Origin of the sequence: Streptomyces sp. NL15-2K, assembly GCF_030551255.1 — a bacterium.
Taxonomy (GTDB): domain Bacteria; phylum Actinomycetota; class Actinomycetes; order Streptomycetales; family Streptomycetaceae; genus Streptomyces.
In genome coordinates this window covers 9,170,598-9,182,953 of the sequence record NZ_CP130630.1, presented here as the reverse complement: position 1 = coordinate 9,182,953, position 12,356 = coordinate 9,170,598, and the positions used below count along the sequence as shown (strand labels likewise).

The window sequence follows — 12,356 nt, the reverse complement described above, 5'->3', positions numbered from 1 at the left end:
GACGTTCTCCGCGGCCGGTCGGCTTCGCAGCCGGCCGGCCGCGTTTCACGTGCCCGGCAAGGGAGTTCCCGACGTGAGCGGCAGCATCGAGGTCCGAGGTCTGTCCCGCACCTTCCACACCACCGTCCGCCGCCCCGGCTTCACCGGCGCGCTGCGTTCCCTGGTCAACCCCGAGCGGGTGGCCAAACACGCCGTCTCCGACATCACCTTCGACGTCGCCCCCGGCGAACTCCTCGCCCTGCTCGGCCCGAACGGCGCCGGCAAGTCCACCACCATCAAGATGCTCACCGGCATCCTCACGCCCACCTCCGGCGAGGCGAGGGTCGTGGGCGTGGTGCCGTACGTGGAGCGCGAGCGCAACGCCCGCAACATCGGCGCGGTGTTCGGGCAGCGCACCCAGCTGTGGTGGGACCTTCCGGTGCGCGAGTCGTTCGCGATCCTCCGGGACATCTACGAGGTGCCCAGGGCCGAACACGCCGCCCGCCTCAAGGAGTTCGACGACCTGCTGGACCTGTCGTCCTTCTGGGACACCCGGGTCCGGCACCTCTCGCTGGGCCAGCGCGTACGCAGCGACCTCGCCGCCGCCCTGCTGCACGATCCGCCGGTCGTCTTCCTCGACGAGCCGACCATCGGCATGGACGTCGTGGTCAAGGAGCAGGTGCGGGAGTTCCTGCGCCACCAGGTGGAGGAGCGCGGCCGTACGGTCCTGCTGACCACGCACGACATGACGGAGGTCGAGCGGCTCGCCGAGCGCGTCGTCCTCATCAACCACGGCCGGCTCGTGCTCGACGGCTCCCTGGAGGAGATCCGGCGCAAGTTCGGTTCGACCTGGCAGGTCCGGGCGACACTCGCCGACGCGCACACCGACGTCGTACCACTGCCGGGGATCGCGGTGTTGCGGCAGGACGGTCCGCAGGTGGTGTTCGGGCCCGACGGGGCCGACGGGGCCGACGGATCCGAAGCGCCCACCGTGCACCAGGCGCTCAAGGCGGTCATCGAGCGGTACGAGGTGACGGGCGTCGCCATCGACGAGGCGGACCTGGAGGACGTGATGCGGGCCGCCTACGTCCACGCCGGGAACGCGTGATGGCCGTCGCCCACGCCTGGCGCACCGCCCGCGTCACCCCGCTCGGCGAGCTGCACGCCCCGCCCCGGATGACCGCCGTGCTGGTGCGGCTGACCGTGCAGGTGGTGCTGGTGGCGTCCCTGTGGAGCGGTCTGTACGCGAACACCGGCACCACCGCCAGCCTCGACCGCGACCAGGCGGTCACATACGCCGTCCTGGCCGTACTCGCCTCCCGGCTGCGGGAGTTGGACCAGTACGCGGGCCGGGACACCGTGCTGCAGCACATGCACTTCGGCACGATCGTCTACTGGTACCTGCGCCCGATGCCGCCCCAGCGCTACTACGCCCTGCGCGCCCTCGGCGAGCAGCTGTACGGCCTGGCTTGGGCACTGGGCGGATACGCGGTCTGCCTCGCGGCCGGGGTGGTCGAGCCGCCGAAGTCCGCCGCCGTGGCGGGGGTGTTCGCGCTCAGTCTGCTGCTCGGCCAGTGGGTCCTGTACTACGTCATGCTCGTCCTGGACCAGCTGTGCTTCTGGACGGTGCGCAACAACGCCGCGATGCTGATCCTGATCTTCGCGCAGAACCTGCTGTCCGGGGTGTACGCGCCGCTGTGGTTCTTCCCGGACTGGTTCGTGACGCTGAGCTCGTTCCTGCCCTTCCAGGCGACGCTGAGCGTGCCGCTGTCGCTGTACATCGGCCGTATCCCGCTGTCGGACGCGGGCTTCCAACTCGCCGTCCAGGCCTGGTGGGTGGTCGTGCTCGCGCTGTTCACCCGTTTCCTGTGGCGGCGGGCCGCCCGCCGTGTCATCTCCCAAGGAGGCTGATGCCTATGAATGCCGTCCGGATCGCGTGGCGTATCACGCGTCTCAACTTCCGTGCCCAGCTGGAGTACCGCACCGAGTTCCTGCTGATGGTCGCGATCGGCGCGATCTGGCAGGTGTCGGTGCTCGTGTTCGCGACGGTGCTGCTGTCCCGGTTCACCGGGATGGGCGGCTGGGACAGCTCGGAGGTGCTGCTGATCCCGGCGACGCGGATGCTCGCGCACGGGCTTTTCGTGCTGTTCCTGGGCCGGGTGGGGCACGGCGCCGGCCGGCAGATCCAGGAAGGCAGGATCGACGTCTACCTGACCCGCCCCATGCCGGTGCACCGCCAGCTCCAGCTGTCCTACTTCCCCACCAACGCGATCGGCGATCTGACGGTCGCGGCGGGCCTGATGGCGGGCGCGCTCAGCCGCAGTGAGCTGGACTGGACGGCGGGCCGTGTCTCGTACCTGATCGCCGCCGTGATCGGCGGCATGTTCCTGGAGGCGGCGCTGTTCACGGCTGTGACCTGTGCGTCCCTGCGCTTCCCGGCCGCCGACCACTGGGGCAGCTGGCTGGAGGAACTCCTCGGCACCTTCGGCAGCTACCCGCTGAACGTGCTGCCCAAGGCGGTGGGCGGCTTCCTGACGTACGGCCTTCCGCTCGCGTTCGTCGCGTACTTCCCGGCCGCCGTCCTCACCGGCCACGGCCACGACACCGGCGTCCCGTACTGGCTGGCGGCGCTCTCGCCCCTGCTGGGCGTGCTGGCCTACCTGGGGGCGCGGCTGCTGTGGCGGTGGAGCGTCGCCCACTACGCGGGGGTGAACGGATGACCACCGCCACCCGCTCCGGATCACCTCCGCGTCTGGCTGTGAGCCTGGTCTTCGTCATCCTCGGTGCCACGCAGGGCGGCTGGATGGCCCGTATCCCCGCGATCCGGGACCAGGTCGGCGTGGACACCGCGCGGTGGGGTCTGTTGAGCAGCTCGTCGGCCGCCGGGGATCTCGTCGCGATCGTGCTGATCACTTTGCTCATCGGCCGGGTGAGCTCCCGTCTGCTGAGCCTGGCGGCCGCCGCGCTGGTGCTGCTCAACGCGCCCGTGCTGGCGGGCGCCTCGACCGTGCCCGCGCTGGTGGTCGGGCTGACGATGTGGGGCGTCGGCGCGACCTTCCTGGCCACCCCGGTCAACGCGCTCGCGGTCGCCGTGGAACGCCATCAGGGCAGACCGCTCATGTCCGGCTTCCACGCCTCCTACAGCTGCGGGGTGCTGGCGGGCGGCGCCCTCGGCACGCTCGCGGCGGCCACCGGCATCTCTCCGGGCGCTCAGATGGCGATCAGCAGCGGCGTCCTCGGGGCACTGCTGCTGGCGTGGGCGGGCCGACTGCCGGAGGAGGGGGTCCCCGAGGAGCGCAAGGAGGAACGCCGGCCGCTCCGGCACCGCTTCACTCCCCAACTGGTCCTGCTCGCCTCCATCGCGTTCCTGGCGTCCTTCGTCGAGGGGGCGGCATCGCAGTGGAGTTCGGTGTTCACGGCCGACTTCCTGGGCGAGGGCTCGGCGCTCGGCGCGGCGACGTACACGTGCTTCTCGGTGGCGATCCTCGTGGCGCGGCTGCTGGGCGACCGGTTCGTGGCCCGGCTGGGCCGCGGCACCTTCGTACGGCTGTCGCTGCTCACCACGGCGCTGGGCGCGGCCCTGGTCCTCGCCCGTCCAGGCCTGCCACTCGCCATCGCCGGGTTCACCGTGACCGGCCTGGGCATCGCCTGCGTGCTCCCCGCGCTGATCGCCCTGGCCGGACGACAGCCCGGGGTGCCGGCCGGCGAGGGCGTCTCCGTCATCACGATCGGCCAGTGGCCGGGCTTCCTGATGGCGGGCCCGGCGGTCGGCCTGCTGGCGGGGGCGGCGAGTCTGCGGGTGGCCCTGCTGTCGCTGATCGTGGCGGCGTTGGGCGCCGCCGTACTGAGCAGGTGGGTGGCAGTCGGTCCGGAGCCGGTCCACGCGGGCCGGTAGGCCTTTTCCGGACCGAGCAAGGACCGCGCGGTGCTGGATCTGTGCCGGGAACCGAGGTCGGTGGCCGAGGTGGCGGGCGCTGCTCGCGGTGCCCCTAGGTCCTCCTCGGCTGCACGCCCCGCCCCGGATGACCGCCGTGCTGGTGCGGCTGACCGTGCGGCGCTGATCGCCCTGGCCGGGCGGCAGCCCGGGGTGCCGGCGCCGAAGCCGTCGGCACCGGAAGCAGCCCGGCACCCTTGAGGAGGCCGCGTCCGCACGGGACGAGGCGGAGGCGGCCCCGGTTCCCCTCGCCGACCTCGCCAACGCCGACCCGCAGGCAGTCGCCGTACTCACCACCCTGCGCCGGGTGGATCCGCGTCTGATCCTGTCCGGGCGGGAGGCCGCCCGCCTGGCACCGGGCGTCGCACGAGAGCGAGCGCGCTGCGGCTCTGGGGGAACTGGAGGACCTCGATGCCGAGCACGCGCGGCGCGATCGTGACGACGGCCGTGCCGGGGAGGCCGTGTGACGAAGCGAAGCGGTGTGATTCGGACCTGGTGGTGTACGAACGGGACCCCCACACGGATGTACGCGTGCTGGGGCCCCGTTGCGGGTGGTGCTGGACGGGCGGGGCGTGGGTTGAGAACCGGCCTCGCTCGTCCCATTCCTCAGATGTGGGTCACTCCGTCCGAACCTTTGTCAGATTGTGCTTGTCGATCTGCTGCTCCACCGTGGCCGCGAGTCCCGCCGGGTCCCGCAGACCGGACCGGAGCCGGTTCAGCCACTCGTTCGTGTCCGACCAGCCGATCGGAGCCTCGTAGGAGGACCACCGTCCGGCGGCCTCCTCGACCAGGTGCAGACTCTCCTCCGCGAGCCTGCCGTCGCCGGCCGCCGCGGGGATGAGGACGCTGTCCTCGAATTCCCGGATCCCGGCGGGCAGTCGGCCCCGCTGCTGGGCGACCGCATAGTCACGGTAGGCCTGGACGACCTCCGCGAGGGTGGGCCAGCGGTGCAGCGGGAGCGTGCTGCGTTCTTCGAGGCGGGCTGCCGCAGCCCTGAACTCCTCGGCATGGCGGTCGACCTCGATGGTGTCTCTCGCCGCGGACACCGGATGGAGATGGTGTGCCAGGGAGAGCGTGATCACCGGGAAGTCCTGGGTCAACGCGTGCACATGTGCCGTCGGCCGGTACTCCTCGCTCGAGGTGGTCCGCTCCAAGGTGATCCCCTGGAGTACGGGGCCGATCCGGCGCAGCAGGCGCAGTGGCTGCCAGACCGTGAACTGCGGGAACAACCCGGCCCAGTCCGCGGTGATGGCTCGCGCCTGCGCAGGTTTCAGTTTCGTCATCAGGGCACCACCGGAATGGTCAGAGAGAGGCCGGGGACGTTCAGGGCGTTCTTGTCCCATTGTCCCCTGCTGATACCCGGAGGGTTGCGAGTGAACTTGTAGTCGTACGCGATGCCCGACGAGGGGTCGAAGACATCAGGGCGGGCACTGCCGGGGGTTCCGTGCGGAACGGGCGCGCCACCCAGCCAGCTCTGCTCCAGCTGGAGCCCCCGGTTGTCGAAGATGTTCTGGTAGCGGCCGAGGATCTTCTCCGCATACTTATGCTTCCTGGATCCGTCCACGGCACGGTTTCCGGTGGAGGCGATGCGTGCGTCCGCCCGTCGGGCGACCTCTTGGACCAGATCCCCGGTGGGGAGGTCGGAGGTCGGACCAGACCCGCAGTTGTGCACCAGCAGCGGGGTCGCACCAGCCAGCACACGATACGTGTGCGCCCCGGCGACGGTGAGGTTGTGGACCGTCGCCTTCGTGGTGCGGGCCTCGACCGCCGTGACCTGGATCCAGCTGCCGCTCCCCGTGCTCAGCCACTGCCCGCGCTCCAGATCACCGGCCTCCACCCAGCGGCCGACGTCCGGCAGCCAGAACGGGTGGCCCTCGGTGGCCGTGAGGGTGGAGGTCTTGCCGCCCGCCCTGCCGTCCGTGTCGACGGTGATCTTGACCAGGTGCTTGGTGCCGTCGCCCTCGATCGTGCGGGTGACCGTGCGGGTCTGGGCGTCGTTCGTTTCGACATCGGACGCGGCTACCTTGTCACCGGCCTTGACGTCCTCGATCGGCTTCGTGCTGCCGTCGGCCATCAGGACCTTCGTACCCGGCACGAAGCTGTTCGGGACCCGGCAGGTGGCGCCGCTGTTCGGGGGTGCCTCCGGGGCCTTCTGGGCGGTGGAAGGGGCGGGGGCCGTGTCGCCGCCCTTTGTGCCGCCGGAGTCGCCGCCTCCCTTGTTGCCGCCTCCCTTGTTGCCGCCGCCCGAAGTGCCGCTGTCCCCACCCCGGTTGCCGCCACCCGTGGAACCGCCGTCGCCCCCGCGGTTGCCGCCAGACCCGTTGCCGCCGTCACCGCCCTTGCGGCCGGCGTCGCCCGCGTCCGCCGCCTTGTCGGTCTTCTTCGCTGTGTTGGCCGCGTCCACCGCCTTGCTGCCGTACTTGGCGCCCTTGGCCGCGCTGGCCGCGTAACCCGCGAAGGGGACGGCGGAGGCGCAGGAGAGGGCCGCGTCGGTGGCATTGCCCTCGGCGCCGTACCAGGCGCAGTTGGCCAGGTCGGCGGCCTCGCCGAAGCCCGGGACCAGGCCCGCGACGTCCAGGGTCGCGTGGCCGACGTCCGACCATGACAACCCGAACAGATGGCCGTCGATCTCGACGAAGCTGACCGGGTTGCCGCCCGCGAAGGCGTAGCGGTTGCCGGTGTACGGGTCGGTGGTGAGGCTCAGGTCGGCGAGTGCGCCGCCGTACATGTCGCGGGTCAGGAAGCGGTTGAGGCCGGGGTCGTAGTTGCGGAAGCCCATGTCGTACGAGCCCGAAGAGGTGTCGTAGCGCATGGAGTTGTAGCGGTAGGCGTTGTACGGGTCCTCCTTTTCCTCGCCGTCCTCGTCCGGCTTGTCGATGCCGCTGAACTGCTCCTTGTCGTTCTTGCCGTAGGCGGTGTAGCCGTACGTCGTCTTCGTGTCGCCGTTCGGCTTGGTCAGTCCCTCCACGTCGCCGTGCGGGTGGTAGAGGTACTGCGCGGTCTCCTCGGCCTCGCCCTCCTTGTCCTTGATCTGGGTCAGCTTCTGGCCCCAGGGCGCGTACTGGAAGGAGGAGGTGGAGTCGGCGCCCTCGCCGGTGACCGTCTCGCGTACGGACTTCGAGGTGATCCCCAGGTACGTGAAGGCGGTGGTTTTGCTCTCGTTCCCGCTGGTCCTCTCCCTCGTCGTGCGGTCGAAGGGGTCGTAGGAGAAGGTTTTCGTCTTCTTCGCCGCCCCGGTGCCCGTGGTCGTGGACGCCGTGCGGTCGAAGCCGTCGTAGCGCTGTTTCTGGGTGACCTCTCCGCCGCTCGAGGTGGTGTCGAGGCGGCCTAGCGGGTCGTAGTTGTAGGACGTGGAGACGCCGCCCGCGCTTGAGGTCAGCAGGCGGTTGCGGTCGTACCTGTGGGTGGTGGTCAGGCCGTCGGCGGTCTGGCTGGTGACGTTTCCGGCCGCGTCGTGGACGAACGACTCGGTGGATGCGCTGTCTCCGGTCTTCTCGACCTTGGAGATACGGTCCTGCGGGTCGTAGGAGTAGGCGTAGGTGTTGTCCTTCGTGCCGCCGCCGTCGGCGTTCCGTATCCGGACCTTGTCCTGTGTCTTGTGGCCGTTGCGGTTGTACTCGAGGCTGTGCGAGGCGACCAGTTCGCCGCCGGACTGCTCCTCCCGCTGCTGCCGGGTGGGGCCGTCGAGGTAGTAGGAGTACGTGGCGATGTTGCCGTTGGGCTTCTTCTGCCGGGCCAGTTCGCCGCGGGCGGTGTAGTCGACCTCGGTGACCTGCTTGTCGCCGGCGTCCGGCGAGTCCGCGTTGGTGATCTTCTGCACCCGGTCCAGCGCGTCGTACTCGAGCTTGCTCCAGGTCAGATCGTGCTCGGTGGTGAGCGTGTTGCCGTTCGCGTCGTAGGTCAGGCTGGTGGTGTTGCGGACCGAACCGCCGTCGTGTTCCTGGACCTTGGTCAGCTGGTTCACGCCGTCGTAGGCCATCGTGTAGCGGTCGACGTCGGCGCCGGGGCTGCGGTCGGTGACCTCGGTCTGGTTGCCGTTGGCGTCGTAGCGGTAGCCGAAGTCCTTGGCTTCCCTGTCGGTCTCGCCGGAGTTGTCGCGCACCAGACGCACCGCGTCCGCGGCGACCGTACCGTCGGCGTCATCGGTGAGGGTGAGGGCCTGCGCGCCGTTCTCCGTGAAGTCGTACGCGCCGAGGGACCGCCATGCGCCGGGGTTCTCGGTCTGGTCGACCCGTTTCCTGGTCTCGCCGTCCTTGTGCTTGATCTCGTAGGAGGCGTTGGTGGCGGCGTCGTCCACCTTCGGGTAGCGGACGTACACCTCGTACTTTCCGCCCCTGGGGATGTTCAGCTGCCAGGCGAAGCGCGCGTCACCGTCGCCCCGGGCGTGCGTGTGGGTGTCGGGGCCGTACGCGCCCGAGGACTTGCCGGTGTCCCAAGTCCCCTTCCGCGAGGTGTTGTTGATGTCGGAGTTGTCCACCAGCACCGCGTCCTTGCCGACGGGCACGCCGTCGTCCGAACGCGACTTCATGGCGCCGCTCGGGTAGTAGGCGGTGTCCATGGTCCGGGAGACCGAACCACCCGCGCTGGTGAGGGTGTTCTGGGTCTGCTGGCCCAGGTTGTTGTACTCGTAGGAGTTCCTGATGTCGTACGCGTCGGTGGAGCTCTTGGTCCAGCCGTTGTCGAAGTACGAGTACCTGGTGACGTTGCGGTCGTCCTGGCCCGAGGAGGGCGGGGCGCTCACCCTGGAGACGTTGCCGACCTCGTCGTAGCTGTAGAAGGTGCTGTCCGGCGAGTCGTACCGGGAGTTGTCCGGGTCGTAGGCGGTGCGGGTCTCCTTGACCCGGTTCAGCTCGTCGTAGACGGTCTCGGCGGTGAAGTCGTCCGGGTCGCCGGGGGTGGCGACGCCGCGCGGAGTGATCTCCTTGGTCTGGTTGCCGGCCTCGTCGTACTCGTAGCGCGTGACGTTGGTGATGTCCTTGGTGTGCGGGACCCTGGACTCGGCGAGCGCGCCGCGTGCGTCCAGCACCTGTTCGGTGCGGTTGCCGTCGGCGTCGGTGGTGACGGTGGCCAGGCCGTCCCAGTCGTAGGTGGTACCGGTGGAGTTGCCCGCCACGTCGGTGCTCTTGGTGAGCTGACCGTTCAGGTCGTACGTGTACTTGCTGGTGTAGTCGTCCGGGTCGGCGCTCTCGTTCTTGAGCGGATCGGTGGTCCGGATCTGGTTGCCCACCGAGTCGTACGCCATCGTCGTCCGGTTGCCGGCCGCGTCGGTGACGGCGACGGGCTGGTTGTTCTCGTCGTAGCTCGTACGCGTGGTGTAGTCGTCCGGGTCCTCGGTGAGGTTGCCCTTCGGGTCGGTTTTGGTGAGCTGGTTGCCGACCTTGTCGTAGGTGTAGGTGGTCTTCCGCTCGTCGGCGTCGGCGTCGTCCTTGGGGGCGACCTCCGAGGTGAGCTGGTCGGCGGCGTCGTAAGTGCTGGTGGTCGAGGCCCTGTTGGGGGCCGTGAACCGTACGGTGTTGTCGTTGGCGTCGTACTCCGGCGCCGGAGTGGTGATGTATTCGCCGGCGTCCTGGTCCTTGGGGGCCCGGTTCTCCAGCGGCCGGCCGAAGACGTCGTAGGTCTGGGTCGTCTCCGCTCCGTTGGCCTCCTGCAGTGCCGTGACGTTGCCGCGCTCGTCGTACGTCGTCACCGTGCGGTTGCCCAGCGCGTCCGTCTCGGTCCCGGGGTAGCCCACCGGGGAGTAGTCGCCGTACGTCGTGGCGTGCCCGTTGGGGTCGGTGGCCCGGGTGAGCTGGCCCAGGTCGTCGTAGGCGTACGTCGTGGTGTAGTCGCCGTCCTCGTCGGACTCGACGCCCTTGGGGTCGGTGACCGAGGTGAGGTTGCCGCGGTCGTCGTATCCGAAGCGCCACTTGCGGCCCTCCGGGCTGATGCGTTCGCTCAGGTCGGCGATGTAGCCGTCCTCGCCCTTCGCATAGGCGAGCTTGGCCGCGGGCCGGTCGCGTTCGACGGCCTCGGCGTCCCGTATCTCCAGGGGATAGCCGGTTTTCTGGTCGTACTTCCAGGTACTGACGGCCCCGTTGGGCTCTTCGAGACGCGTGACGTTGTTCTCCGCGTCCCAACCGAGCTTGGTCGTCTGCTTTTTGGCGTCCGTGATCTCGGTCGGACGCCCGTAGCCGTCGAGCAGCTGCTGGGTGGAGTGGCCCTCGGCGTCCCGGACCTCGCTGCGGATGGACGAGCCCTTGAGGCCGTCCGGGTCGTCGTAGGCGAACCTGGTCGGATTGCCGCGCCGGTCGGTGATTTCCTTCAGGTCGCCCTTGTAGCGGAGCTGCCCGTCGTCGTGCGGGGAGACATAGTCGAGCTTGGTGGTGTTCCCGCGCGGGTCGGTGACCGAGTCCAGCTTGCTGATCGGCAGCCCCCAGGCGTGGCCGTAACCGAAGCGGAAGACCTTGGGCTGCTCGGAGCCGGCGCCGTCCTCGAGCCTGCCGAGCCGGCCCTTCTGGTTGTAGGTCAGCTCCATCTTCCGCCCGGAGACATCGGTGACGCTCTTGACCTTGCCGATGATGAGCGGGTTGAGCAGGAGCTTGCCGTCGCGGACCTCGCCGTCCTTGTCGATCCAGCGGTAGTCCTTGAGCGTCTCCCAGTAGTCGACGGTGAGGGTGCGACGGCCCGCGGCGTCGGTGATGTGCTTCAGCTTCTTGCCGAGCAGGCCCTCCTCGTAGGTGAACTCCATCCGGTTGCCGTTCTTGTCCACCATGGCCGTCGGATAGCCCTGGCAGTCGAAGAGGAACCGGGTGCGGTCCGGGCGCAGCAGCTCCCATGCCTCACGCTCGCGCGAGAGCAGCGGCAGGCACGGCTTGTGCAGTTGCGTGAGCCGCATGTTGACGCCCGCGGGGGCTCGCCAGGTGTGGCTCTTCTTGTCCTTGCGGAAGACGTGCGTGGTGCCGTCCCCGTCGGTCATGTGGACCTTCAGCGGAAGCAGTCCCGCCGGGGAGAAGTGCAGGGGTGTGCCCAGCCGCAGGGGCGAGCCGAGTTGGAGCGACCAGCCGCGGCCCGCCGGGCTGCTGGAGAAGTCCTGCGAGTTGTAGGCGAGGCGGGCGGACGTGGAGAAGCCGCGCGAGGGGTTGTTGAAGGCGTTGTACGACCACACGGCGTTGCCCGAGTGAAGATTGCCCATCAGCGTGGAGTTGGCGCCGGTGTTCCGGCCCGCGTAGGAGTGGAACTGCTCCAGGCCGAGCTCGTTGGAGGTGGGCTTCTCGACCACCACGTCGTGCTTGGACGGCGGGACGTCGTCGGTCTCGGAGAGCCACCGCTTGGTGAGCTTGTCGCGCAGGTCCCACTGGAGCTCGTACTCGACGCGCGAGGCCAGGAGGTTGGCCAGCTTGGGGACCTGGAGCGTGGCCTTGAAGGTGGCGCTCTCACCGGGGGCGAGGTCCTTGGGGAGCTTGGTGGCCTTCTGGTTGAAGAGGTTGGAGACGTCGTGCCCTTCGAGGTGCCAGCGGTAGGAGAGCATCCGCCGGTCGGCCTTCCATACCTCGTCGGTGGTGTTGGTGAGGGTGGCTTCGACGGTGTAGCGGTGGCCGGGGATGGCACGGGTGGGGGTGTAGGGGAGGGAGTAGGTGGCCGACTTGTCGGCGGCACGGATGAGCTGGGTACCGTCGTCGCGTCCGCTTCCGGCGCCGTCCTGACCCTCCAGGTTGTCCCGGTCGTCCTGGCCGTCTTGGTCGTCCTGGCCGCCCAGGGCCTTCAGAAGGCTGCCGACGACCGGGAGTTCGAAGGACCGGTCCGGGCTGGTCAGCAGTCTGCCGTCCTTCGTGCGGGCGGCGATCAGGTAGTGGTACGTGCGCCCGTCGCCGGAACGTGCCGGCGGTGCTGCACGGTCGGAGAAGCGGTGGGTGTCCGGGGAGAGGGGGGCGACCAGGGTGGCGGCGGAGGGCTTGAAGTCCTTCTCCGTGCCGCGGTGCACCTGGTATTCCAGAAGGTCATCGCCGGTGTACGGGGTCCAGGACAGGTCGGCGCCGTTGGCCCGCAGGAGGCGGGAGGCGTTGAGCGTTAAGCCGTCGGCGATCCCGGCCACCTTCCACGCGCCCGCACCGGAGGCACCCTTGGAACCCACTGAGCGGTCGAGGGAAATGTCCGGTCCGGCCTCGACATCGTCCGCCCAATCGTCGCGGTCCTTCTCGCTGTTCGGCCGCCAGCCGTCCCGCGGATCGATGTCGGCGGCCGCCGTCGCCGCCGCCGGCTTCTGGTCCTGCCGCGCGGGCGCCACTCCGATCAGGCTGACCACAAGGACCGTCGCCAACGTGCTGACCAATGACGTGCGGAGTGTTGCCATCCGTGTTGCCATCCCCCGTGGGCCCTTCTCGCTCGGAATGTGATGGGCCGTGCGGCTTGAGCCCCCTTGAACTCCCCGTCCTCACACAGCACCCTGGTGACATGTAGATCACTC

Annotated in this window: 6 protein-coding genes; 4 read left to right on the top strand and 2 right to left on the bottom strand. The window is 69.4% G+C overall.

Annotated elements, in window-relative coordinates:
• Positions 1 to 73 precede the first annotated feature (73 nt).
• From Q4V64_RS41075 to Q4V64_RS41060, 4 genes are read left to right on the top strand one after another with little or no spacing between them, the layout of a single operon-like run.
• On the top strand, positions 74 to 1,087 hold the full coding sequence (locus Q4V64_RS41075; protein WP_124438326.1) for an ATP-binding cassette domain-containing protein: 1,014 nt from the start codon (positions 74 to 76) through the stop codon (positions 1,085 to 1,087).
• Entirely contained in the window at positions 1,087 to 1,890 is an 804-nt protein-coding gene (locus Q4V64_RS41070) for an ABC-2 family transporter protein (protein ID WP_124438327.1), read from the top strand. The genes Q4V64_RS41075 and Q4V64_RS41070 overlap by 1 nt, the downstream gene beginning before the upstream one ends.
• A gap of 5 nt (positions 1,891 to 1,895) precedes the next feature.
• On the top strand, positions 1,896 to 2,699 hold the full coding sequence (locus Q4V64_RS41065) for an ABC-2 family transporter protein (protein WP_124438359.1): 804 nt from the start codon (positions 1,896 to 1,898) through the stop codon (positions 2,697 to 2,699).
• The gene (locus Q4V64_RS41060; protein WP_124438328.1) at positions 2,696 to 3,874 is read left to right on the top strand and encodes an MFS transporter; all 1,179 of its coding nucleotides are present in this window, start codon (positions 2,696 to 2,698) and stop codon (positions 3,872 to 3,874) included. Before Q4V64_RS41065 ends, Q4V64_RS41060 begins: the two co-directional genes overlap by 4 nt.
• A 656-nt stretch (positions 3,875 to 4,530) precedes the next feature.
• Here Q4V64_RS41060 and Q4V64_RS41055 read toward each other — a convergent pair.
• Both Q4V64_RS41055 and Q4V64_RS41050 read right to left on the bottom strand, forming a co-directional pair.
• Entirely contained in the window at positions 4,531 to 5,196 is a 666-nt protein-coding gene (locus Q4V64_RS41055; RefSeq protein WP_124438329.1) for a hypothetical protein, read from the bottom strand.
• On the bottom strand, positions 5,196 to 12,242 hold the full coding sequence (locus Q4V64_RS41050; protein ID WP_124438330.1) for a polymorphic toxin-type HINT domain-containing protein: 7,047 nt from the start codon (positions 12,240 to 12,242) through the stop codon (positions 5,196 to 5,198). Before Q4V64_RS41050 ends, Q4V64_RS41055 begins: the two co-directional genes overlap by 1 nt.
• Positions 12,243 to 12,356: the final 114 nt, after the last annotated feature.